The sequence below is a fragment of the Chitinophaga sp. OAE865 genome (genome assembly GCF_040546735.1).
GTDB lineage: Bacteria > Bacteroidota > Bacteroidia > Chitinophagales > Chitinophagaceae > Chitinophaga > Chitinophaga polysaccharea_A.
The window spans coordinates 5,165,863-5,191,552 of record NZ_JBEPOF010000001.1 but is presented as its reverse complement, the minus strand read 5'-3'; the positions used below and the strand labels follow the sequence as shown (position 1 = coordinate 5,191,552).

At 45.7% G+C, this 25,690-nt stretch carries 19 protein-coding genes; 10 read left to right on the top strand and 9 right to left on the bottom strand.

What is annotated here, in order from left to right:
- The first annotated feature begins 54 nt into the window (after nucleotides 1-54).
- Entirely contained in the window at nucleotides 55-624 is a 570-nt protein-coding gene (locus ABIE50_RS20950) for a dihydrofolate reductase family protein (protein WP_209858280.1), read from the top strand.
- Nucleotides 625-678: 54 nt separating this feature from the next.
- On the opposite strand, the gene ABIE50_RS20945 is transcribed toward ABIE50_RS20950, so the two are convergent.
- Complete coding sequence (locus ABIE50_RS20945) at nucleotides 679-1,755, bottom strand: serine hydrolase domain-containing protein (protein WP_209858278.1); 1,077 nt, start codon at nucleotides 1,753-1,755, stop codon at nucleotides 679-681.
- A 232-nt stretch (nucleotides 1,756-1,987) separates the two neighbouring features.
- Between ABIE50_RS20945 and ABIE50_RS20940 the strand changes: the two genes are divergently transcribed.
- The 6 genes from ABIE50_RS20940 (at nucleotide 1,988) to ABIE50_RS20915 (ending at nucleotide 11,413) form a co-directional block, all read left to right on the top strand.
- Entirely contained in the window at nucleotides 1,988-2,767 is a 780-nt protein-coding gene (locus ABIE50_RS20940) for a phytanoyl-CoA dioxygenase family protein (RefSeq protein ID WP_209858276.1), read from the top strand.
- Nucleotides 2,768-3,042: 275 nt separating this feature from the next.
- On the top strand, nucleotides 3,043-8,499 hold the full coding sequence (locus ABIE50_RS20935) for an Ig-like domain-containing protein (protein ID WP_209858274.1): 5,457 nt from the start codon (nucleotides 3,043-3,045) through the stop codon (nucleotides 8,497-8,499).
- Between the two features lie 633 nt (nucleotides 8,500-9,132).
- A complete protein-coding gene (locus ABIE50_RS20930) occupies nucleotides 9,133-9,414 on the top strand; it encodes a type II toxin-antitoxin system TacA family antitoxin (protein WP_209858272.1) in 282 nt (93 codons plus the stop codon).
- Entirely contained in the window at nucleotides 9,411-9,908 is a 498-nt protein-coding gene (locus ABIE50_RS20925) for a GNAT family N-acetyltransferase (protein WP_209858262.1), read from the top strand. Before ABIE50_RS20930 ends, ABIE50_RS20925 begins: the two co-directional genes overlap by 4 nt.
- Before the next feature lie 362 nt (nucleotides 9,909-10,270).
- Entirely contained in the window at nucleotides 10,271-10,759 is a 489-nt protein-coding gene (locus ABIE50_RS20920; protein ID WP_209858260.1) for a hypothetical protein, read from the top strand.
- A 141-nt stretch (nucleotides 10,760-10,900) separates the two neighbouring features.
- Nucleotides 10,901-11,413, top strand: coding sequence for a hypothetical protein (locus ABIE50_RS20915; RefSeq protein ID WP_209858258.1), 513 nt, complete (start codon nucleotides 10,901-10,903; stop codon nucleotides 11,411-11,413).
- Between the two features lie 603 nt (nucleotides 11,414-12,016).
- Here ABIE50_RS20915 and ABIE50_RS20910 read toward each other — a convergent pair.
- Nucleotides 12,017-15,172, bottom strand: coding sequence for a T9SS type A sorting domain-containing protein (locus ABIE50_RS20910; RefSeq protein ID WP_209858256.1), 3,156 nt, complete (start codon nucleotides 15,170-15,172; stop codon nucleotides 12,017-12,019).
- Nucleotides 15,173-16,126: 954 nt separating this feature from the next.
- On the opposite strand from ABIE50_RS20910, the gene ABIE50_RS20905 reads away from it, so the two are divergent.
- Entirely contained in the window at nucleotides 16,127-17,260 is a 1,134-nt protein-coding gene (locus ABIE50_RS20905) for a DUF4932 domain-containing protein (protein WP_209858247.1), read from the top strand.
- 109 nt (nucleotides 17,261-17,369) lie between these two features.
- Here ABIE50_RS20905 and ABIE50_RS20900 read toward each other — a convergent pair whose 3' ends face one another.
- The 5 genes from ABIE50_RS20900 to ABIE50_RS20880 all read right to left on the bottom strand — a co-directional run bounded on the left by ABIE50_RS20900 (nucleotide 17,370) and on the right by ABIE50_RS20880 (nucleotide 21,388).
- Nucleotides 17,370-17,939, bottom strand: coding sequence for a hypothetical protein (locus ABIE50_RS20900; RefSeq protein ID WP_209858245.1), 570 nt, complete (start codon nucleotides 17,937-17,939; stop codon nucleotides 17,370-17,372).
- 104 nt (nucleotides 17,940-18,043) lie between these two features.
- Nucleotides 18,044-18,175, bottom strand: coding sequence for an SMI1/KNR4 family protein (locus tag ABIE50_RS20895; protein WP_142687418.1), 132 nt, complete (start codon nucleotides 18,173-18,175; stop codon nucleotides 18,044-18,046).
- Nucleotides 18,176-18,270: 95 nt separating this feature from the next.
- The gene (locus tag ABIE50_RS20890; RefSeq protein WP_209858244.1) at nucleotides 18,271-19,932 is read right to left on the bottom strand and encodes a DUF5005 domain-containing protein; all 1,662 of its coding nucleotides are present in this window, start codon (nucleotides 19,930-19,932) and stop codon (nucleotides 18,271-18,273) included.
- Between the two features lie 399 nt (nucleotides 19,933-20,331).
- Nucleotides 20,332-20,790 carry a MaoC family dehydratase gene (locus ABIE50_RS20885; RefSeq protein WP_142687416.1) on the bottom strand — a complete coding sequence of 153 codons (459 nt, stop codon included), beginning with the start codon at nucleotides 20,788-20,790 and terminating at the stop codon, nucleotides 20,332-20,334.
- Nucleotides 20,791-21,034: 244 nt separating this feature from the next.
- Nucleotides 21,035-21,388, bottom strand: a complete 354-nt coding sequence (locus tag ABIE50_RS20880) for a winged helix-turn-helix transcriptional regulator (RefSeq protein WP_209858243.1) — start codon at nucleotides 21,386-21,388, stop codon at nucleotides 21,035-21,037.
- Nucleotides 21,389-21,487: 99 nt separating this feature from the next.
- On the opposite strand from ABIE50_RS20880, the gene ABIE50_RS20875 reads away from it, so the two are divergent.
- Nucleotides 21,488-22,018: an NAD(P)H-dependent oxidoreductase gene (locus ABIE50_RS20875; RefSeq protein ID WP_209858242.1), complete on the top strand. Its 531-nt coding sequence runs from the start codon at nucleotides 21,488-21,490 to the stop codon at nucleotides 22,016-22,018.
- Nucleotides 22,019-22,023: 5 nt separating this feature from the next.
- Here ABIE50_RS20875 and ABIE50_RS20870 read toward each other — a convergent pair whose 3' ends face one another.
- Both ABIE50_RS20870 and ABIE50_RS20865 read right to left on the bottom strand, forming a co-directional pair.
- Nucleotides 22,024-23,562 (bottom strand): S41 family peptidase, encoded by a 1,539-nt coding sequence (locus ABIE50_RS20870; protein ID WP_209858241.1) that lies wholly within the window; start codon nucleotides 23,560-23,562, stop codon nucleotides 22,024-22,026.
- Between the two features lie 417 nt (nucleotides 23,563-23,979).
- A complete protein-coding gene (locus ABIE50_RS20865) occupies nucleotides 23,980-24,438 on the bottom strand; it encodes a hypothetical protein (protein ID WP_209858240.1) in 459 nt (152 codons plus the stop codon).
- A gap of 176 nt (nucleotides 24,439-24,614) precedes the next feature.
- On the opposite strand from ABIE50_RS20865, the gene ABIE50_RS20860 reads away from it, so the two are divergent.
- Nucleotides 24,615-25,658 (top strand): SDR family oxidoreductase, encoded by a 1,044-nt coding sequence (locus tag ABIE50_RS20860; RefSeq protein ID WP_209858239.1) that lies wholly within the window; start codon nucleotides 24,615-24,617, stop codon nucleotides 25,656-25,658.
- Nucleotides 25,659-25,690 lie beyond the last annotated feature (32 nt).

The window sequence follows — 25,690 nt, the reverse complement described above, 5'->3', positions numbered from 1 at the left end:
GCGTATTCCTGATCCTCACTAAATTTGAACTGTAATCAAACAAATTAAAACAAAATGAGAAAGATCAGAATTTTTGAGCACATTTCGCTTGATGGCGTAATAGAACATGATGGCGATTATACTTATGGCGCGTGGACCACTCCCTATCGTAGTCCTGCTGGTGCGGAGCTCCTCTTTAATGCATACGGGCCAAACTTCGACCTGCTGCTTGGCCGCCATACCTACGATATATTTAGCAGCTTTTGGCCCAATGCGGGGAATTTCCCCATGGCAAATGCTATAAACGCCGCAAATAAGTACATAGTAACCCACCGGCCCGATAGCCTGGAATGGGGACCTGTAAAGGGATTGAACGGGGATATTGTAAAGGCGGTCCACGATCTCAAGTCAACGGATGGTCCCGATCTGATCGTTGTGGGAAGCTCCACGTTAACGTCCATGCTGCTTGACCAGGGCCTGGCAGATGAGGTGGTGCTCATTACCTACCCGGTTTTACTTGGTCGCGGTAAACGCATATTATCCGACAGTATCAACGCCCGGGAGCTTGCTTTTGTTGACACGAAGTCAACGCCCACCGGTTTGCTTATCAATACTTATAAACACCTTGGACCGCTAAAGAAATAATTTTTCACCGGGATATTTGTAAGCCTGCCGGGGTTAGCATAAAAGGATAATTCGTCAGGATGACTTCAGTATTTTCAATATGCTGGTGGTAAACCGGTAAAGATCGCCGCCAGCATCGTCGTCTTTTTCATTGGTAAGCAGGATAATGGCTGCCTGTTCAATGGGGTATAAGGAACAAAAACTACGGAAGCCATTAGTGCCTCCATCTATCCTGATATAATAGTCCCAATTCCTTGTCCTGCCGATCGACCATTGAAAGCCCACTGCGTCTTGCTCCACGTTGCCGTAAATAACCCGGTGGGTAAGCTTTACCGCAGCATCTTTTTCAGCAAGCTGGTAGCCGGCATATTTCAGCATGTCGTCTATACAGGAATGAAGACCACCTGCACCCGGAAAGGAAGTGGGCACTGGCGCGGCTTTTTCACCACTGGCGGTATAACCATTAAGTACCTGTGCGTTTTGAGCAGGGGCCTTTACAAATGTATTGGTCATACGCAGGGGAGCGGTGATATAACGTTTGATCAAAGTTTCATAGTCTGCCTGGTAAATATGCTCCAGCGCATAGGCCAGTAGCTGGTAGCCGGCATTGGAATATGCATACTTTAATGTTTTCAGGCTATCCAGTTTGATTTGCTGCAGGTGATCCAGGAAAGAAGCTTCCGTCATCGGAACGGATATATCGCCGCCTGTAAAGCTATTGGGAAACATGGCGGTATGACTAAGCAAATACCCTACGCGCACGGGCTCTCCCGAAGGGTAATGAAGCCCGGGGAAATTTCCGGGCAGGTACTTACGGATGTCTTCATCCAGTTTCATTTTGCCTTCGCCAATTGCATGGGCCACCAGCAGGCCTGTAAACGTTTTGGTAATGGATCCTATCTCATAAATTGAGTTGGAACGGGTTGGTACGCCTGATGCCGGAGCCGTTTGCCCGTAGTTATAACGATAGTGATGCTGTTTATGTATTATCCCAACAGATATGCCTACCCGTCCTGTTTTACTTAAATATAATTTTGCTGAACGATCCACGGCAGAATCCAGTTGGGTTTTCATGGGATTGTTGTTCAGCTCCTGCGCTGAACAGCAGGCGTATATCACAAAAGAGGCGATGATGATGCCGATCCTTTTCATGTAGGGAAGTTATTTTCAAACCAGGAAATCACACTGCTGCACCAATGTTCTTTTATGAAGATACAAGAATATTCTAAAAGCAGGGGGTAACAGGGCTTGGCATGTAAAAGGGAATTATTAAATTTGCCGAATGAGGATGACCGTGATGTTATAATATAATTTTTCAAGTCGTAAGACTAATGCCCCCCAGGGGCACTGAATCTTTATTGTCTGAATTATTATATTAAACACTATGCACGAGATCTTAAACCCACGGGAAATACAATCATTTATTACTGATGGCTTTGTCCGTATTGACAATGCGTTTTCTGCAGATCTTGCCACCGAAGCAAGAAATATCCTATGGAAGGATATTCCGGCCAATCCTGCCGACAGCAGCACATGGACCAAACCAGTTGTCTGGTTGGGCATGTATACACAGGAACCTTTTATTAAAGCTGCGAACACCGATATACTTCACAACGCATTTGCCCAGCTGGTAGGTAAAGAAAGATGGATACCCTGTATGAGCATGGGCGCTTTCCCGGTTCGCTTTCCGTCAGATGTTGATTCAGGGGATACCGGCTGGCATGTGGACGCCGGTTTTGCCGGTGCTGATCCCAATGATTTTTTTGCAGCGCGGATCAATGTACATTCAAAGGGCCGCGGCTTGCTGATGCTGTTCTTATTTTCAGATGTCGGTGAGCAGGATGCTCCAACCAGGATACTGAAAGGCTCACACCTGGATGTTGCCAGACTGTTGAGGCCGGAAGGAGAGGAGGGGCTATCGTTCATGGAGCTGGCCAAACGGTTACCGGAATTGCCTGAAAAAGAGGAAGCGCTGGCCACCGGTAAGGCAGGAACGGTATATCTCTGTCATCCGTTCCTGGTTCATGCAGCGCAGCGGCATCGCGGTTTGGCGCCTAAGTTTATGGCGCAACCACCGCTGTTGATCAGAAACGGATTTGATATTTACGGAACAGGGCCTTGCAGCCCGGTTGAGCAGGCGATAAGGATCGCATTGGAGGCTTAACCTGTTTATTCAGACTGACGTCCGGATGTATGTTACACGTATACCGGCGTCAGTTCTCTCTCTCAAAACGACACTTAAAATATTTTTTTATTCCCGCTACGTAGTCTGTCTCTCACAAACGTATTACTTATTTATCAACCAATTACTCTATATACGCAGCAGCGATATCCGGGGCTATCGTTTTTTTGCCCGGGCATCTGAATAGTGTCATATCCGGCCGCAGACCAATAACTATACAGGATATTTTAACAATCCTCAATAATTCCACTATGAACATGCAAAAGATTTTTTACACTTTACTACTAACAATTTTCTATCTGACCGCTTCGCGGGAAGTACGTGCGCAAACCTATACCTGGAACCAGGTCCGGATAGGAGGCTCTGGTTCACTGCCCTCCTTTGTAGCGCATCCAAAGGTGCCTGATCTTTATTTCATCACCACGGATGTAGGCACTCCCTACCGTTGGAATAAGAGCCTACAGAAATGGGAGCATTTAATGCTATTTAAAAAAATACCGGTCAACTACTGGAACTGGGAAGTTAACCAGCGTTGCGGCAGTATTTGTGTAGATCCCAGCGACAGCACCGGCAATATTCTTTATGCTACCGTAGAAAACGGCGCCGGTCCAGCGCCCGGCAAAGGTTCAAGCTCGGTAGGCACTATTATGAAAAGTACCGACAGGGGTGATTCCTGGACAGACCTGCAAGTTCCCATTGTAGTGCACCCCAACAGTACGCAGGCATACGGAGATCGTATACAGGTGGATCCCTCCAACAGTAATACGGTATGGGTGGTTACCGACCAGAATGGCGCCTTAAAAACCGATAATGCCGGCGCCAGCTGGACCCAGGTAAGCGCCATTACTATGCCCGGCTCCTGTGCCTTTATTCTGTTCGACCAAAGTTCCGGTACCATTGCTGTGAACGGCCAGAATGTTACCAGGCGCATTTATATCGGCAGGTCTACAGGCGTTTGGGTATCAGAAGACGGCGGTGCTTCTTTTACACTGATGAACAACAGTCCCCAGTATCCTATCCGGGCAGTGATCCATGCAGATGGAACCCTGTACGTATCTGCCGGAACCGACAATCAAAAGAAAGGCGTTTACAAGTATAAGAGCGGCAGCTGGCAGGATGTTTCTCCGGTAACTTTAGATCCCGATCCGGTTAATAGTGACAGGTACTTCTCCAAAGTGGCGGTAAATCCCGCCAATTCAAATGATATTGTTGTAAGCACCCGTGGCAGCTGGCAAAAGGATCCTTATTACATTTCAAGACAGGGAGGCGCCCCCGGCTCCTATACGCAGGGAAAGATCACCCGCGATAATTCAGAAGCGCCGCACTCGGCGAATGACGGGTTATATTATAATTCACCGGGGCATAATGCTGCTGCTTTTACCTGGGATCCTTTTTACCCGAATCGTATATGGATCAACGATATGCTGGACGTGCTTTCCACAGATAATATCTTTGACCCTGTTTCCAACTGGAAGATCCGCGTAGTAGGCCTGGAAGAAATAGTGGTAACAGGCCCTATGGCAGCACCTCCAAGCGGCAAGAACCTGTTGCTCACTGCTACTGCAGATGTGGGAGGCGCCCATCACCGCTCTCTTACAGAGCCGTTGTACCAGGGCGCTGTTTCCGGCACTGCACTGCACTACAGTATCTTCTCTGCGTTCAATATGCAGGGAGTGGCTTTCCAGTATACCGATCCCAACTTTGTAGTGCGGGTAGGTTGCGACGGCCCGGCAGCTAACAGGATCGAGGCATCGCGTGCGGGTTACTCTACCGATGGTGGTGATACATACACCCTTTTTCCAAAATCGCCCGGTTTGCGTGGACGTGTAGCCGTATCTGCTGATCGAAGGAATATCCTCTGGCTCACCCAGATAGATGCTAATGAAGCTCCCGGTAACGTTTACTGGTCGGAAGACCTGGGCGCCACGTGGACCAAATCCACCGGCGCTGTTTCCGGGATCTTACCCGCAGGCCCACAGTTCAACCTGTATCCCGGGCAAAACCATCTCATAGCCGACAAGGTGAACGGCGATTATTTCTATATCTGGGACCGCGGTTCTTTTTATGTAAGCACCAATGGAGGAAAGTCGTTCCAGAAAACAGCCGCTACTGGTCTTACTGCAAACGCCGGCAGCAATCCCAACGGCTCTTCTTATGCCACAACTTCCAACATTGAAGCAACGCCAGGAAAAACAGGGGATGTATGGATCGCATTTTACGATGACACCTATCCTCAATACGCTGCCCTTTATCATACATCAGACACCGGTAAAACATTCAGTAAGGTAGGTGGCGAAAGTTTCAAGCCCAAATGGATCGCTGCGGCCATGTCGGACACTACTGCCAATGCGCACCTGGCTTTATATGCCACCGCCCAGACCCTTCCTATCAATGGCATTACCTACGGCGCCTTCCGCTCAGATGATACAGGCCGCACCTGGACCACTATCTTAGACAGGGTACCAGGCGTGGTGCAGAATATTACGGCAGACAATAAAGGAAGAATGTTTCTTGCCATCAGCGGGAATGGTATCTTTTTCGGATCGCCGGTAGCCGGTCCTGTTCAATCGGTGACAATAATTAATCCTGCATCAGATACTATTGTAAAAGGATTCTCCGTGAAGCTGAACGCAAAGCTCACTCCCACGTATCCCACCAATCCTTCTGTTATCTGGAGCTCTTCGGATACTGCCATCGCTAAAGTAGACCAGGTAGGGAAGGTGAGCGGCATCAATGCAGGTACTGCTACTATTACCGTTACATCAGTTGATGGAGGAAAAACGGATACAAGACAGATCGTCGTTGTTCCACCCACTATATCCACTGGTATTGTGATAGACAGCGTGGTGTATGGTACCATGAATACGCCCAAGCAGATTGTTGCTGTACCTGCGCCTTCAAATACCACCAATAAAACGCTGAACTGGTCTGTGGCGGATAGTACCATCGCAAAAGTGGATGCCAATGGCGTGGTGACCGGCTTAAAACTTGGAACTACCTCTCTCACCATTTCCCCTGCAGACGGAGGCCCTGCCAGAACCGTGCAGCTGATCATAAACACCATTGTAACAGCTATCAATGCGGGTACAACGGCAACAACAGGAAGCCCGGCAACGCCACTTGAGAATACAGCGGTTGGCCAATACATACCCGAAGGCCCCGCCGGAACCGATAAACTATGGCATGCAGGGTATACCTGGAGCGTTCGTAACACGGCAACGATGGACCTGAGCCAGGTAACAGCGCCTGCTCCGCGACAGGTATATGAATATATGCGCATCAGCAAAAATTCGGCGAGCCAGATGCGTTACTTTTTCCGCAACCTGATTCCTAATGCCAACTATTCGGTGCGCCTGCACTTTGTTGAGCCAAAGGATGCTGACAAAGCCAAGCGGTTGTTTAGTGTGAAGACCAGCGGCGACAGCCTCATTAACTTCAACATTTACCAGGCGGCCGGCAATAAGCTGAACACCGTAATTACACGCACCCTTGAGGCAAAAGCAGATAACGCCGGTGTAATAACGGTAAACTTCATACCCAAGATGGACGTCAACGATCCTAACATGGCTTCTGTAGCCGCCCTCGAGGTAAGTATTATCCCGCTCCAGGGGATCAGCATTCATTCAGACAGCAGTAATCTTTATGTAAGTTATAAAGACACGCTGAAACTGACCACCACACCGGCAAATGCCACCAACCGGAACCTGGTGTACAGATCTTCCAACGATGCTATCGCTACTGTAGACCTGAGCGGTGTGGTAACAGGAAAAAGCGCCGGCACGGTTACTATCACCGCTACATCTGCAGAAAGTAGTTTTACAGCGGTGAAAACCTATACGGTTATCTATGTACCTGTTACATCCTTAACACTGGACAGCACTTCAGCCAATGTATTTGTAGGATCAACGTTACAACTCAATGCTACCATCAACCCGGCAAAAGCCAGCAATAAAGGGGTGGTATGGACATCTTCAGATACCACTGTGGCCAAAATAAGCAGCAATGGCACTATCAGCGGTATCAGGCAAGGCGATGTGGTAATAACCGCCGCTTCGGCTGATAACCCGGCTATTGCAGCACAGGCCAATATTCATGTAGCCAATGTACTGGCCACCGGTATTAGTTTGCAACCACCCACCGCCATTATCGGGGAAAGGGATACGCTGCGGGTAAAAGTTACTTTCCTGCCGGCTAATACCTCCATAAAAAAAGTAACCTGGAGCAGTTCCAATACCACCTTTGCTACGGTTGACAGCACAGGTCTTGTCACTGCCATTAAACAGGGCGCTGTTACCATTAACGTGAATACACAAGATGGCTCAGGGGTTTCCGCTGCTTTGCCGGTAACCGTGGTGCCGTTTGATTCATGCGGAGGAATACCCAATTACGGTTTTGAAAGTGGCCTTATTAACTGGATAGCTTATAAAGAGCGTATTCCTACAACAGGCGATGTGTACACCGTTAGCGGGAAAGGCCATTCCGGCGATAAAGCCGTTACGCTTGGTTTCACTACAGCAAACACTTCTTTGAACATAAAAGACTCCATACCTGTAAGAGGCGGCAGTGTCATTGTATTCAGCCAATGGGTAAAAATAGAAAGAGACGCTACGGGTTATCCATGGTGGTCTGGATACGGTGTTGGTTTTGTAGATAGTCTTGGTGCAGCTACCGGTACCGCTTATCAGAAACAGATAGACAATGTAGTAGCATACCGGGAAAACTGGGCGCAGATAAGAGATACCATCAATGTGCCTGATAGTGCAACAGGGCTTACTTATTGGGTATCCAAGGTAGGATTCGGCACAACATGGGTGGATGACTATTGTATAGAAGTTTTAAAAACAAATAAGTCGGCGGTTTATGGCATAAACGCAGGCACCACGCAAACTCCTCCCGGTCCGTATGCCAATACCACCTTTGCGCAGTATGTTCCGGAAGGGCCTACCGGAACTGATAAACTCTGGCATGCAGGGTATACCTGGATACAAAGAGTAAGTTCGCCTGTAGATCTGTCGTATGTAACCGATCCCGCTCCCCGGCAGGTATACGAGTATATACGCGTGTTCAAAAGTAATAACACCCAGATGCGTTATTACCTGCGCGGGCTCACTCCCAATACAACGTATGCTATCCGCATGCACTTTGTTGAGCCGAATGAGTCGGATAAAAATAAAAGGATATTCAGCATAAAGGCTACTAATGGACTGGATAGCCTTATAGACTTTAATATTTATCAGGCCGCAGGCAACAGGTTGAATACCGCTGTTATACGGACCATCAGGGCAACAGCAAACGCCTCGGGTCTGATACAGGTGATCTTTTATCCTAAAACAGGATTGTATGATCCTTACAGTGGTTCAATTGCCGGTATCGAAGTACGGAACTTAACACCGGCGGATTCCCTGCAAAGTATAAATCAAAATCAAAATACGATCGCAGTAGCCGGCAATAAATTAAGCAGCGGTGGTAAACTGGATTTCACAACGGATGTATATCCGAATCCTTCCGGTAACGTGTTTAATGTAAGAATGACGTCAGACTCGAAAGCACCAACGCTGCTTACCATTATCAACAACAATGGCAGCATTATTTATTCTGCAAAAATAAATGCCGGTGTGTATTACCAGGTTGGTGGAAATCTGAAACCAGGTATTTATTATATCAATATCAGCCAGGGCCCTCAAAGTAAGACGATGAAAGTAGTGAAACAGTAATGATGTTTTTAAGAGTAAAGGAGGCTGACCTTCTGGGGTCAGCCTCCTTTTATTTTCATAAGGCGTTAACGGTCTTTTATGTCAGGAAGCAGCTTTTCTGCATTAAATAATTAATTCCGGGTATAGTAATGGTACCTGGCGGATTTAAGATGTGTAATATAGGCGCTACCTTAATGTTCCTGAGCCATGTATATCTCAGAGGGTAGAGAATTAGCTTACGCCTGCCATTATTATTGGCTTCCCTTGTGTGTTAGTGGAGAATGTAACTATCTGTCGGAATGATATAAACTATATCATTCTCGAAAGGATCTGCGTGAGTATAGATTTATGAATTATTGAAACTTAAGTATGAAAACGAAGAAATCTTGTTTAATTATTACAAAACCGACAAAGCGAAAGATGTCAGAATGCCTGGATAAACTGCTGCCCGAATAGAGATAACAAAGAGAACAAGTAGGGTTATGTTTATCTCTTAGCGCTGTATAAAATAAACACTTTGTTTTAAAGTAGAACATTTAGTGTAATTGGTTGAAAATTAATCATTTGAAGGTTTAAAGGATAATTTTGTCCATTGTACGGTTGTTTTCCGTACATTTATGTGAGATATTTTAACCTTTAAATCTTTTTAAAACAATGAAATCTGTAGAAATGACACGGTTTGACATCAGACTATCGGTGGAGCTAAAGCGGTATTTCGAACATGCGGCAGACTTGGAAGGCTACAAAACGCTTACTGATTTTGTGCTGTTTTCCGTGAAAAGCCATGCAGAAAAAATAATAGAGCAGCACAATGCTATTCTGGCTTCTAAACGGGATCAGGAAATATTTTTCGATGCACTTCTGAATCCCGGTAAGCCCAATAAGAAGCTAAAAGATGCAGCAGCGCTATATAAAAAGCAAATGAAAGAAAAATGAAACGTTCGATTGTAGTCCTGGATTCGCGGCACAAAAAAGCACTGTTCTGTTGCGGTAAGCCATCACTGGATACTTATTTGCATACGCAGGCCAAGCAGGACGTTGGTAGGAAAGTGGCTGCTTGCTTTGTGCTGGAAGGGGAGGATGGTGTTATAAAAGGATATTACACCCTTTCCAGTGACGCAATTAAAAGGGAATCACTTCCTGAAACGACCAAAAAGAAACTACCAACGTATAAGGATCTTCCCGTCATACTGTTGGGTAGACTTGCTATTGACGGGCAATTTGCCAGACAAGGCTTCGGCAAATTGTTGCTCCTGGATGCGTTAAAAAAGAGTTATGAAACATCCAACGTAGTGGGCGCCATCGCAGTTGTGGTGGACCCGTTGGATGAAGAAGCCCGCATATTTTATGAAAACTATGGGTTCATCCGCCTGCCTGACAGTAAAAGAATGTTCCTTCCGATGGCCACGATTAAAGAGTTATTCAGATAAAGCGTAACGGGAAGGTTTCATTGATTTTATCAGTTCCTTACGTATTCGGCACCTAAATTACTCTTTACGCTTATTTTTATCCAGCTCTCCTATTATAACGCCGCCAATTACCCTCCAGCCTAGCCCCAGACAGTCGTGTCATGCGCCACCACATTGCCATTTTATATAATACAACGAGAATCTTGCCTTCGGATAACATTAACTATTTGGGTTATATAGCCTACCAATTTGATTTATTAAACATGTTTAATGGCAGATATATTATTTAGGATTAGCTTGTGTCTCATAAGTTTTTCTATGAAAAATAAATTATCTGTTTCTCATTTTCTCCTGGTTTTACTTCTTTTGGGACTCTTAAATTCATGCAAAAAAGAAAACCGGGAAGTGGGAGTGGTGGAGGGTCTCCCTCAAGCGTGACTTCTGTTAACAATCTATTTACTACTCCTTGTTTTAGCACTGTCTTAAATGAAGTTCAATCAAAAACGCTACAAAATACTATTAGCCGGATATTAAAGAATACTTTTGGCAAGTCCGATAAACTGAATATAGACTTCACTGAGGCGAACCTGCATGATACCAGAGATGCTGATGAAGGTTATGGATCAATATCGGGAGAGTATAAAAACCTGCGTATTACATTAAATACACCTCAGCTTGCGACTGCCTCAAAAGAGTATATAGCAGCTACTATAATGCACGAAGTTCTTCATGCCTACTTCAAGGCATTAAATGTTAATCCCTTGATGGAAGATCACAATGAAATGGGACTCCTCTATGTCGATGAGATGGCAGCAGGGATAAGAGAAGTGTATCCATCAATCAGCGCTGATGATGCAAAGGCACTGGCTTAGGGCGGTCTCCATGAATCCTATTCATGGTTGAATTTGGTCAGAACAAGCCCGACTGGGGCGCAGAGTATCATTGATAAAAATAAAGCATACAAGCGCGGTCAATCTGGAACAAAATGTAACTAAATACAAATCTGATTTCCCATGAAACAATGTTTTTTGCTGTTGGTGTCTTTATTATTCTTTAGTATTGCAGGGTTTACGCAAGATGTAAATGCGTATAAGGCTGAGTATGACACTATTACAAAAAAGATCGTCAATGATATACAAGTTCCCAAAGAGCTACAGCAGCAATGTAAGTCTTTTACAGTATCGTTTATTCTTTCTTATACGAATGGAATCAGAGAAAGGGAAATAATCTTTTCAAAAAACTTTCCTTCCGCACTTAAAGAAGAGTTTGTCAGCAAAGTGAAAGTATTTGATGCAGTAAAATGGAGGAATATTTTCCCTGGAGCAACCAGATCGAAAAACTTTTCCATCCTCATTCCTATAATCTATTATTTTGATGATAGCTGTCGGGAAAAAATGACTTCTGATATTTTTGCTGAGACGGTAAGTGCGGGATTGTCGTTTGACAAAACGTTGACCACAGCTATATACCTTTTGAAGCCGTTGTCTGTAAGTCTGGTTTCTTGGCCAGGAAAGACACTGCAATAGTCTTGAAAATGAGGAATGGCTCAGTTGTTTAGTTAATTCGTATCTCTCCGGAGAACCACCCATTACGTGATCAACACCTCGTTTTCACTATCTCCGATTTTAAAATCAATAAGGTATTTGTTGATCTTTGATAACAAATTAAATTCGATCTCAAATTCATTGGAGTTTTTCCGATATCCTCTTCGTGCATACAGATGACCTGGAGCTGCATCCCGGTAAAATTTATATATAGTGCAAGTTCACAATGGATAGAGGATGGTTTGTTCTCCGGTTTGCTTTAACATAAGGGATAGGATCCCTTTTTTTCGTATAATATCGGCGCTTTTTAATAGTTACACTGGTTTGTTGGGAAAATGATCGTCTTATTAAACAGCTGTCCTTCGCCGCTGGCGTTGGAAATGTATTGGAGCGAATCGATGCCCGGCTTTGCCGCCTGTAAAAACTACGATTGTATTGTAAATGGCATCTGATATGTATCCTTCCTGCCCTGCATTCTGCATTGAAAGAATGATCTTTGTCGATCCAGAAACCATATCCGGAAATAGTGAAAAAGAAAAAGGAATGCTTCATTGGAAGCATTCCCCATAACTGGCGAAAAGTTTGTCAGTTAACGACCAGTTTCTTAGTGAAACTAAATTTTTTCGATTCTATCGTGATAATGTAGAACCCTGCGTCAAGCTGTGAATCGATTTCTATCTTTTTATTCCCTTGAGTTTTCTTTTCGTAGCGCATCCTGCCCTGGTTATCATAAATTCTTATGAGTGCATTTTCCGGAACTTCGGAAAGAAGCATTGTAAACCTTCCCGTATTGGAGGGATTCGGATACAGGCTAACAGCATCTTCATCAGCGCTGACGTTTGATGATAGTTTGGCAGCAGCCAAGGTACCGCCTGTTCCCGGAACGAAGGGAGAGAGATAGCTCCCTGCGATCACCTGTTGCGAAATACCGGGGCCCTGCCAGGCTACAGCAACATTATCTCCGCCGCTGCCTTCCTTATGAAGCACTTCAATATAGTATTTCTGCCCGGCGGTCAGGTTAATGGAGGCGGATTGCTGTGTGCTGTACTTATTCCATTCCCTGGAATTGGTCCACGCATCCACATACGCTATCCTTGGGCTGTTAGCCGGGTTATCGCTGGTGCTGAGGTATAATTCCGTGTTATCATCTCCTGCTACCCAGAAAGTGTAGCTTCCGCTTGCAGGGGGATGGATATATCCACGGATCCTGGTTCCATAGTTATCCGCTGAGTTGGTGGGGCCTTCCAGGCTGGTGATCTGGTTTCTGGCTGTGGGATTGTTTGGATAATTGGAATTGGAGGTCAGGCTGCTGATAGTTGTTCCGCTGATCCCTGTCCAGGATTCTCTCAGAATGGAGCCTGTCACGGAAACGTTAAACGTTTGTGTGCTTTGACATCCTCCGCTGTTGGTGTAAGTAGCCACATAGTTCCCTGCCTGGTTGGCCTGGATATTTGAAATGAATACTTCCCTTGTAGCGGCGCTGAAATTATTCGGCCCGCTCCAGCTCCATGAGCCACCCTGCGTAGGCTGGGGGCCAAACTGTACGCTGCCGCCTGCAGCTAAAGAAGCATTGGCTGTTTGCTGCCATGTTCCGCCGTTGATCTGTACATACGGGGTAATGGCAGTAGGTGTACAGGCAGCGGGTTCCCAATAAATTAAGCCTCTTCCTCCGCCGGCGCTCATATATACCCTTCCGGCAACGTTCATGTCGCCGACCAGTAATGGGGCGCCTGCAAATTCATGGGCGTCATCGTTTATCCTGGTCCAGCTGGCACCCTGGTCTGTTGATCTGAAAAGACCGGTTATACCTGATACTGTTCCCCAGATGAAAACAGTGGGATAGCCGGATCCGGGCATTGCCTTTCCTATTCCCACGGTTTTACAATAAGTTACATTTGAAACAGCCGTATAGGTGGCCCCGTAGTTGGTTGAATATTTTAATCCATTGAGGCCAAGAGGTACCCATATATGACCTTCAAGGCCCGGTGCGGTCCGGATGAGGGCTGGTTCCCACGGATGATTGGCGGTTGACGCGCCTGGTGTGCCTGCTACTGAAAAGCTGGCTCCTTTATTGGAGCTTCTCAGCATTTGCCCGTTGGTAGGATTATAAATATAAAAATAGTTTGAATTTACCTGGTCGGCAACCGGGGCAGCGTCTCCGAGGGATACGCCTGAACAGGCCGCCCAGCTGGCTCCGTTGTTAGCTGTATAGTAGGTGGTCGTTGAACCTCCGGGGCAATGCAGTATGGTTCCTCCGTCGGCGCTGATGGCCACCCTTCCTCCTGTACCCATGTTGGTGGAGGCGCCTGTCCAGGTAGCGCCTTTGTCGTTCGAATAGTAAACAACATTTCCGCCGTTGGAGGCTCTTACAACTTTATTGGTATTGCCTGCAGCATAAGCGACGCTTTGGTTATTATTATCTGCCGGACTAAGTTTTTTTGACGGATAAGCGGTTAGCGGCTCATGTACAAAACCTGTTACATCTCCGAAGGAAGAAATAAAAGGCCCTCCGGGAATACTTATCCCGTCAAGCAATGCTGTTTCTTCAATCCCGATCACATCGTATTTCCATGAAGGATTGGCAGCTGTAATATCGGAACAGGTATAGACTCCGCCACCGCCTATTACCCGCACTTTTGAAAGATTGGCCTGGTCAAACTCGATACAGTCCATCCAGTTGACCGCACCCCCGGCAGACCATCCTATGCCGTTACTATCATAGGTGGCGTTTGTACCGTTTTTAAGCGTCCAGGATGATCCACCATCGGTAGAGAGGAAAATGAAGTCGCCCCAGCCGGTACCAAACTGGTTGTTCCAATACATGCCGCAGGTAGAAACGATTACCCGGTTAACATTAGTGGGGTCTATACTTACTCCTCCGTATGAATAATCCTTTGAGTGAACGGGAGTAACGTTTGTCCATACGCCGGTTGCTGTGTTGAGCTTATACAGCTTTCCATCTCCGTTACTGGATTGAGGACCGGCATCATCCGAATAGGTAACATACATGGTGGTTCCCTGCAGCGCTGCCCGGTGTGGCATAAAGCTGGTGGTTGCAGAAATGGGAGTAAAGGTGGCTCCTCCGTCTGTGCTCTTGTAAATATTCGCGCTTCCGGTGCGGGAAACGCCTATGTATATGGTTTGAGATGCTCCGCCCACAACGTTACCTGATGGATCATAAAGTACAAAACATATCCCGTTCTCGTTGGGAGTAGTAGTTACGCCGTTCCAGGCAAGGTTCCAGGTAACGCCGGCGTCTGTACTCTTCCATAGCCCGTTGGCCCTGGTTCCGCAGAATAATATGTTACTGTTTTTGGGATCTACTGCAAGACGTTCCCCGTTCCCGCGTCCGTATCCATTTCCATGTGCTTTGAATTTGGAGGTAACATCTGTATAAGTGAAAGTATTTCCTTTGTCTGTAGATTTCAGTATAGCCGTTCTTCCGTTGTTTATATAGGAGGTTCCGCAGAGCATATAAATATTATTGGCGTTCTGAGGATCCAGCGCCAAAGCTTCCACTCCAATAAACCCATTTTCAGACTCGTTAAGCCAGTCGAGCAGTTGAATCCATTTATTGTTTGCTGCATCCCAGCGGTAGGCTCCGCCTACATCTGTGCGGCAGTACCTGTCGCCGGATGTTTTGTGGGTAACGATTCCGGTCACAAATCCGCCACCACCAACAGGTGCATGCTTCCATACATAGCCTGTGGTTTGGGCCTGCAGTTGATAGCCCTGAAACATAATAATTGCAAGAAGTAAACAGGAAAAGGCAAGGGGCTTTCGCCGGAACAGGGGGAATATCCTGGTGGACATACAGGATCCGGAAACCAAAGAAAGTAAACCCCTTTGTTTAAATGGTGCTGGTAATTTTGTTTTCATGCGTTTTGAGTTGTTTAAGTAGTTGAAGTAATTCAATTCGGATAAGGTAAAGTTGAAAAGGCCGGTTGAGCTATGCACTCAGCCATCAAGCGGTTTGTTATTGGGTTTTCAGGTAATATATTCATCAATTCAGGTGCAGTGCCATCGATGCGTTTGGTTTTTTGAAGAACAATAATGTGGTAGTTGTTCCTTCCATCCAGATGCTCATAAAAATCACGTATGGCCGTAGCCGTTAGCTCTCATAGTGCTGTTGTATAGCACAAACAGAATCCCGGTTTACTTTATGGATGATATTTGGCCGTCCTGCCTCCAAAAATAGAGCAGCCATTTTTCGGGAGGCAGGGCCGGAGGGTCGGACAGTAAGGCCTTGCATAGGGAAGGCCCTCTGCAGGTTAGTGAGAGCAGTCGTGTTTTCATAACGGAAATCTTTCTCTTAGTGGAATGTTGTAAATCTACTGAGATGTTTTTTTAAACAGGGGGCTCAGTTGTTGCAGATAGGGGCAAAGAATGTTACAAGCCTCAAACTTTGAGGCCCCTGGATTGAAAAAACATTAAGTCCCAATACTATAAGAAAGACAACCAGGTAGCCGGTTTGGATTTTTTATACTTGATAATCTAAGTTCATCCGGGATTTTCAGATTTGTTTGTATTTTGCGGTCCCGGTTGCGGACCGTGTCTACTGACCTGGTGCTGTAGTTTGAATCCTGCAAATTGCCGGTATCCCGTTTGCCTGTAAAGCATGCTGTATTGGCCTCCAAAGCCAGGCAGGATGCTTGCCAACCGTATGTAGCAGAAAACCGAACAGACATAACCCATATGAAAAGAACAATTTTAGCTGCCCTGCTGGCAATTATCCCTGCTTTTTTATTTGCACAGGACGGAGATGTGAATTTTTCCGCCGCTTTTAAAAAGGAAAACGATGGAAAATCAAAGATTGAGATCAACGAGGTAAAGGAACTGATTCATATTATGGTGGCCATCACCCAAACAGGCCTGGGGAACGATGACATGGTACAGTTAAAGGGGCCTTATTACCAGGATGTGCTGAAGCAATTTGCGGCCTATGAAAAGGAACCGGTTATTGCCATTTTCGATTCCCTGCTGCGGGAAAGCCCCCTGCATTATGTTTTTTTAACCGGGAACGCCATTGCATATTATTTTGATAAGGACCGGCTGTTGCCCAATAATGTTTTCCTGTTGCCTGCCGATGAAGTGGCCGGTACCAGGATCACTATAAATCCCATCACCACTTATAAAGCAAGTATTGAAGATTTTGCGAGGAAATCGGGTTTCCGTGCGTTTTATGCAGCGCATGCCGCTTATTACCAGGGTATCATTTCCGATTATAAGAAAAACGCCAACCTCGATAAACAATGGAAATGGCTGGAAGCTAATTTTAATACCCATATCAATAGCTACCAGATCCTTTGTTCACCCCTGATCAATGGGCTTAACTATACGCTGTCGTTTAAGAAAAAAGGCTTTGAGCTGATACAGATGATATTGCCACCCATTGATCACAATGATGCATGGTCTGCAAAATATACCGAGGCATTTAATACCAGGGGCATGTTCACCGAAATAGACCACAATTATGTGCGCAAGCCAGGTGAGCAATTCGAAAAAAGGATCAATGAAGCGTTGAAGAACCGGAGTAAGTGGGTAGATACCACTATAGAAGGTACAGCCTATTATCCTACGCCGGTGAAGGTATTCAATGAGTATATGACGTTTGGGGTTTTTGTATTGTATTGTGAAGATGTGTATAAGAATGATCCTGCCATCCTGAAGGAAATTTATGCAGACGTGAATGGCGTGATGAGCAAACAGCGGGGATTTACAAAAATGCAGGAATTTACCAACTGCCTGGTAAAGCTGCGTAAGGCGCAGCCCCGTAAAAAAATAGATGAGCTGTACCCGGCACTATTGGATTGGTGTATGGAGCAGTAAAGGGAGGTAAATGAAATGACCGTTATTTCGGTCATTTCATTTATTATTGACTGAAATAACGGTCATTAAACGACGGGTTACATTGCTGTTACCGTTTTAATCAGATCTGTTAATAATCAGACCTTTTTTTCGCTTCTTCCTTTGCAAAATCCAGCAGGGACTTTTTGATCACCTTCGTATAGGCGTCTTTCGTTTTGTTGTTATAGGAAAACGACTGCAGATACTGTTCATAATCCTTCCCCTCATAGTTCATTTTCTTTGCCAGCAGCAGATAGGTATCCTGATCTGTCTCTTTCCCGAAGATATAAATAATGGTAAGGGTATTATAGGTTAACAGTGCGTCAAGGTAGTTTTTATGTTCCTTTGATGTATCTTCTTTTGCCATGAGATCTGCCGTTACAATGGCGCCCAGGTCAGTGCTATTGGCATTATACACCGGCTGGGGACTATCGTCGGCTTGCAGAAGGCTGTCGCGCCGCTTGTAATAAATATCCTGCGTCGCCTTCATGGTGGCTTCTGCCTTCTTCAGCTTTTTCTCATCTGCCTTTTCATTTCTCAGCGTAATAGCCGCTTTCTTTAATAACGCCAGGAATTGCTGCTGCCGGATACTATCAGCTTGTTGGGCGAAACAGTTGCCGGTGGCAAACAATAATAATATCGCTATAAATTTACTCTTCATCTTCGCATTGTTCCAGGGCTTCTATAAGATTATCGAACCCCGTGTTAAAAAATGTATACTTCCTGCACCTTCATCTAAATAGAGTATAAATATATAATTTATTTTTAAATTGATACATAATAAATTCCCACCCCAATCCTGAAAGCTTCCGGTAATTGTATATTTAATGATTTTTCAAATGACTGAATATCTTCTTCACTTATTTTTTCACTGCCTGTTTCAAAGTTACTATTCATATCAGAAGTTGATTTTTTAATCAGTCATAGATATTTAAGACATAAAAAAGGGGCCGGAGCCCCCAATCGTTTATACATTCAGGTTAGTGCCCTTCTTACAACCCGATTTTTGCGTAGGGTACCCTGATCCCTTTCACGCGGTAATAGTATGGATCCAGCCAGGCTCCTTCACAGCTTTCCAATTTGCAGCCGGAAAAATTGAGGCAGTATGTCAGCAGCAGCTCCTGCCGGCCGTTGTTGAACTCCGGATGCACAACAGGGGTATAGTACCGTGCGTATTGCCCTTTAAAGTATTCCTGGATCGTATATACTTTCACTGGTGTGGTGAACGGTCCGGTAGGTGAACTGGAAGTAGAGATATAGATGTTCCTGATTGTTTCGCAGTTGAAACCCTGGTCCATCGTCATGTGAATATACTTGCCATTGAGGTATGCTATGCTGTTGGTGCCTTTACCGGTTGTTACCTTCGCCGCTGAGCCGGGGCTGGGGCTGTTCGTCCAGCTGCTGCCGTTAAAATACTCCCATTGCAGCGGATTATTTTCCGGGAAACGTGCAACGTGGATATAGCTTTCATAATTGAAGCTGATGCCTTCGCTGCCGAATGCATATACATATCCGTCGCCCGGCTTCACCATGCCCGTGGAATAATTGATCACAGGTGTGCCGGCGAAGCCATTTGGTACGAAGCGTTCAGAGACCCACTGTGTGCCGGTGCTTTGCGTTAGCCGGTAGAGCGACTGTCCCGTTGCGTTAAGGTCATTGCCTTCCCCGCATTGCACATACACTTTGTCACCGATTTCGATGCCCGGACCGGACCAGGTCCAGGCTGTACCGGGTTGAATATTGAAGATCTGCTTTGGCTTGCCGGAAGTGCTGGTAGTGATTGTCATATTCGGCGCGTCGTTAGGGTTCCAGTTTGTTTTCGAAGGCTGGATAAGCACGGAGTTGCTGTAACTGTGAACCGCGCCGCAGTTGAACATGCCGTTGGGTTGCACCTGGGAGCCGTCCCAGGCATCCTGTGTTACCCACAACACTTTACCGTTGTTGCCACTCCAGGTTAGCGGTATTGTATTGCCCTGATCGAATGCAGCGGAACCAAGGCTGGCGCTGTTGCGATGAAAGAAGCGCACCACTTCATCATCGCGCCAGGTGTCTGCCTCAATGGAGCTAACGGTCCACTGCTGCCTGGTATCGGTTACATCAGTTTCCTGGATCACCTTTGCACCATTTGCCGTAGAGCCGTCCTGTACCGATAATGCCAGCCCATTGCCTTTATTGTATATCTTGTACTGCCCGTTACCGAGGTCCTGCATGCGCCAGAGCTGCTGATCGGCGGGGAGGGGGAATGCGGCATATTGTTGCAGGATAGTGCCGCTGTTAGCAGAACCGGAGGGAACATCCAGCAGCTTACCACTGTATAGGTTCCGGATGTGATAATACTTCACGCCGTTGGAAGTGGTCCTGTAGATGATATGCCATTTCTGCCAGTTATCCATCTGGCCGGCCGGGCCGGAGAATTGCCACTGCTGCAGTTGCGCATTGTCTTTAAACTTCTCATTAAGTGTAGGGCTGCCACCTGTTTCCAGGTATTTGCCACTTTTAACGTTGGTAAGGGTAACCGTGGCATAGTCGGGTACGGCCAGCAGGGCTACGGATAATTTTTTGTTGTCGATTGCGGCGAGATCGTTTGTTTGCGGCTGCCGGCAGGCGGCCATTACAAGCAGACAACAGAACATGGAAAGGGTTTGTTTTTTCATAACACGTATTTATTGATTAGCATGAACAAGCGGAGCTCATCCGGCGGGGCGCCGACGGGTACTTCACGGGTGCTATATGACAGATGCTGCTACCAGGTTGATCCTGTAGGTATGTATCAGTTCACGTAATCGGGTCAATGGAACGGTCAGGATCCCTCAGGAATAAGACACCCTTACAGAAGGATACCGCCATCAGGGGAAAAAAAATCATAAGGTGGGGCATTGCGCCGCCTGTCCGTTGCCGTGAGGTACGGCAATACAGACGCGCTGATTGCAGGCAGGACCTATTTATGAATAGTCAGAGATGACTAAAACCCGCAATGAATTGAACAGGTTCGTTGGAAATAAATAGTGAACGCTCCTGTAGCTTTCAGGTTAACCCATATTAATTTGATGCTGTTAATTGAAATGATACAGGAATATAACGTCTCCTGTATATACGGGCTTGGGGTTGTCTTTGAGCTGTAAAACCGCCTCGATCACGGCTTTCACAGTTCCCCTGAGGTTTGTTATTGATTTTACTTTAGCCTGTAACTGGATCTCGTTATCGACCAATACGGGCTGACCGAACTTGAAGTTTTCGATCCCGTAATTGATCTCCATCTTTACATTTCTTACATCCGCAATCTGTTTCCACAGGTAGGGGATTAGCGCCAGCGTCAGATAACCATGTGCAATAGTTGATTTAAAGGGGCCTTCGTTTTTTGCCCGCTCCTGATCTACGTGTATCCATTGATGATCCAATGTGGCGTCAGCAAATTTATTGATCTGCTCCTGGCTGATCCTGTGCCAGCTGGAAACACCTAATATCTGTCCCTCAAAAGATTTGTATTCCTCAAAGCTGCTAATAGTTACCACAGTAAATTATTGTTGTAGGTTATAGTTGATTAATGTATATAATTTCAAAATGCAAGTTTATATAATTGACGGCGTAATATCAATTTCAGCAATAAATAATTTATTTTTAAATATATACATATAAAAATCAGGGAAATGTAAATCACAGTGGTATAGCAGGGCAGGGCGGTTATTTCAAACTATACAGTGGCGTTTTGTGCAATTATTATGCGATGTGGCAAGGCCCCGAAGATTGACAAATAAATTAAAGCGCCTTATGCTTCTCTCCCCACTTCCCAAGTTCCCGGATAATCGATCGTAATTCATACCCGATAGTTGTTAGCTCGTACTCAACACGAAGCGGCACTTCGGCATAGACGGTCCTTTTTACTACTTTGCTTTCCTCCAGTTTTCGCAGTTGCAGGGTGAGCATCCGTTCTGTGATGTTGGGCAAACACTTTTTCAGTTCTCCAAACCGTTGTTTCCCGTTTACCAGGTAGCAGCAGATAGCTAATGCCCATTGGCCACCAATGATGTTGGAAGCGTATACCTCCGGGCACTCATTCGCTAAAGCCTGCTTGTTCGCATAATTGGTGGAGGTTTCTTTTATTCTTGCCATACTTACATTTTTTATAGTACCGTACAATGGGTTGCCAGTATGCAAAATTAGTGTTTTGCCATTTACTTTTGAGCCATCATTCAGTTTAAACAAGGAGATATGAAAACGTTGGTAATTGTTGTCCACCCTGATATGGAGAGCTCGGTAATCAATAAAAGATGGGTGGAGGAATTGAGCAGGTATCCGGAAAAATATCACATTCATCAGTTGTATAAGGTCTATCCCGATGAAAAAATTGATGTACCGGCAGAACAGCGATTGATAGAGCAATACGATAAAATTGTATTTCAGTTTCCCTTCTATTGGTTTAGTTCCCCGCCGTTATTGAAAAAGTGGTTTGATGAGGTGCTGACCTATGGCTGGGCTTATGGAAGTAAAAGCGGATACAAGGCAGGAGATAAAAAAATAGGTTTGGTTATTTCAGCAGGAATAGATGAAGAAGGTTATTCCTCGCAAGGGATGTATAAATATACGCTCAAAGAACTGACGGCTCCGTTTGAACTAACATTCAATTATATCAGAGCCGATTACAGGTCTTTATACGTTTATTATGGTATTGAGCTGAACAGTACCCGGGAGTGGATTGAAAATAGTATAGCCCCGTATATGGATTATCTCAACAAGTTATAAAAGTACTATCCACTGATCAGCCGGAGCACATATTCCATTTGCGTGTCTTTCTGTTGCATAAAATCGTTGAAGGTAGGCCAAACCGTATGATCCGGGATGATGCCCCTGCCTTCCGGCTGATCCGGTTTTACGGGCGCATCCTGGTTTACATACACAATAGAGAATTTCGTTTTTATTTTTGAATGGGGCAGCTCATATATTAAAGCCATATGCCCGTTGTGCCCGTAATATCCTCCAACGGTTTCCACTCCCACAATGGTAACATTGCGGGCGTAGGCCTTTACCAGGGAAGCCAGGTGGGAGGCGGCAGATGCCACGTTTTCATCAATGAGCAGGTACAGTTTTCCTTTATATCCCGGTTGCTTCGGATAGTATACCGGGTTATAAAACGGGTTCTGTAAATTCCTGCCATTATGCAATGCAGGGAAATAGTCCTTCAGCATTTTCTTTCCTTCGGCTTTGGATGCTGAATCCATCCTTACTGCGGTAGATATGCCCCAGAAATACTGTTCATACGGAACCCCGTTATCAAAGATGCTGTATGCCAGTGTATTTTCCTTAAAGCTGGAATCTGTGAGGTACATCATAGGTTGTTCAAAAGTAGGGTCACTGCCACCGGGATTGCTGCGGATGTCCAGGACCAGGTTGGGTACATTATTATGGCTGAGGGCCTGGAATACGCTGTCAATAAACGCTACATATACCGCAAAGGCGGGGTCATCTGCCCCGGTGGCCATGGTGAATATCCGGAGGTTTAATAAGCCGGTGGAGGGATTCAGCATCCTGAAGCTGTATTTGGGCTGCAGCTTGTAATCGATCACGCTGTCGACCGGCGCGCTATAGCGCTGTTTCAAATTAGCTTTTTGCTCTTCCAGCGATACTGCCGGTACGGTCACTGTTTGTGGAACGGTAGTACCGGGAGGAATGAAGCGGATGGCAAAACTGTCTTTAATGCCATATTCATACAGGTAACGTAGCCCATAACTTCCATTTACGCTGTTTGAGAGTTTCTGTGTTTGTATAAAACCATCTGTTGTGATGTATTTGTAAAAAGACGTCATCAGCTCCTTTTGGGAAACGCCATTGATCCCCAATACCTGCGACCCTACGGGAATTGGTGCAGACGGGCTATTGAAAATGATATTACCTTCTATGTACTTTAAGGCATAGGGAAAGAAACCACGCTGCCGGTTTAAATAGCCAACAAGACCGGCTTCCGGTTCTGTATAGTTATGACAGCTTCCTTCAAAATCGGTTAGCTGTAAAATGATCTTATAAAAGGAGATGGCAGACATAGGCCGGCGTATCTCTTTAAAGGCCCATTGGTAAATGCTGTCGATCTGCTTTGGACTTCTGTAGCGATACAGGCCCGAGTTGGCTTTTTTACGGATATCGAGGAACAACTGCAGGTCCTGTTTCATTTCATGCGGACGGAGCTGCGGGTTGTATACAGACAGGCTATCGGCAGAGGGCCGGGATGTACGGGTTACCGGCTGGGCCCATCCCTTGTGCACCAGTAACAGCAAAAACAGTACTTTCTTCATTAGGTTTTTCGTGTGTCAAGGTACGAATCTACAAAAACCGTTTCAAGAAATGCACTTTGAAGAAATATAAATTATACGTTTACTTCACCGCTACAGACAGTTCCTTTTTAATTTCCGCAGGCATCTTCCAGCTGTATTTCCGGAGTAGTTCCTGGTAAATATCTTTCCAGTTAATGTCGTCTTCGGAAGCGCCTGTTCTTACTGTTTGCAGATTATCGGGTTAATAGGGAGGTGTTAGATAAAGCTAGGTATAACTGCTTTAGGAAAAAATACCTAGTAGTGAGTATTTTTTTGTGATGATGAAAACAATTGCATTGCCAGAATGGGGGCGGGGGCGAAGGATAATCCGGCGAAAGAACATTATTGACAACATAAGCATATACCCTGGAATCCGAGGCCGCTGTATTTCAGCCGGATTCATACTTCTTTCCTTATCACTCCGTCAAACCCAATATGGAAGTATTTTGCGTAAGCCTCCATTTTTTCCGGAACGGACTCGCTGTTATCCAGCCAATCCAGCTGGATTTCCAATGGGTTTCTGCTATCATTAAAGTATAATACCAGGTAAGTGAATAAGCTGCTTTCACCAATCTCTTTCCTTATGGCATAACTGCGCAGGGTATTCCAACCGTAAAGGTCCTTTTTATACATGATACCTTCCCGATTCAGTTCCAGTACCAGGGAATTTCGAATGGCAGTCCAGCCACAACCGCAGCATGCGATCAGGCCAGCAATCAAAAATATCCAGCCCAAAAAGGAAGCAACCTGTCCGCCTGCTAACCAGTAATAGCCCTGGCATGCAGCAAGGAAGCCAAACACTGCTGCGACTGAATAGGCGACGCGGTGCCGTCTGTATTGTACAACAGGTAATTGCATACGGGGCGTTTCCTGTAATATTACATAATTTTCATTAACAGCTTTACTCCGGCTTAATAAGGTAGCCCGTGTATTATGAAATAACCCTGGCCCTTTAAACAATATTAAATTGGTCTTTTAAACAAAACGGCACAGCAGTATTCCATTGATCTTTGTTGCATCAAATTATTTATCAGATGGCAACAAATTCAAATAGTAGTAAAATGGTGCTCGTAACGGGCGGTTCAGGCTTTATTGCCGTACATTGTATATTGCAATTGCTGAATGCAGGTTTCCAGGTGAGGGCCACCGTAAGGTCGTTGAAACGGGAGTCTGAAGTACGCGATATGTTGAGGCAGGGAGGTGTTGAAGCCGGCGACCGGCTATCATTTATAGCGGCCGAATTAGGCGCAGATACGAATTGGAAGGAAGCCGCAAGCGGCTGCACCTATGTTTTACATGTAGCATCGCCAACTCCCCTGAATGAGTATAAGCACGAAGATGAAATGATCATACCGGCCCGTGAAGGCGTATTGCGTGTATTGCGCGCCTCGCGCGATGCGGGTGTAAAGCGTGTGGTGCTTACTTCTGCTATCGGCGCGGTTGTTTGCGGGCATAAACCGCAAACAAATCCTTTTACAGAAAAAGACTGGACAGTAATAAGTGATAAAGTACCGGCTTACCAGAAATCAAAAACGCTGGCAGAGCGGGCTGCCTGGGATTTTATCGGGAAAGAAGGCGGAGGGCTGGAGCTTTCAGTGGTTAACCCTGTTGGTGTTTTAGGGCCTGTGTTGGGTACCGACTATTCTCATTCCATCTATTTTATTCAAAGACTGCTGGAAGGAAAAATTTCCGGTTGCCCGAAGATAAATTCTTCGTATGTAGATGTACGTGATGTGGCCGATCTTCATTTGCGGGCGATGCTCGATCCTGCTGCCGGGGGCCAACGTTTTATTGCCACCGCGGGTGAAAGTATCTGGCTGGTGGAACTGGCAAAAATACTTAAGGAAAATGTGCAGGAATTTGCAGATAGGATACCGGTTAAAGAGGTACCTAATATAGTCATGCGGATTGCAGGTTTAAAAGATCCGAAGATCAAAGCCATTCTTCCACTTTTGGGCATTGTGCTGAACACCAGCAATGAAAAGGCCGTTCGTCTGTTAGGGTGGTCGCCGCGCTCTACGGGAGAGGCTATACTGGCTACCGCCGAAAGCCTTATCCGTTTGAAGATCATTAAGTAAATTTGGGGCGGTCATCTTCAGGGTAAATTTCA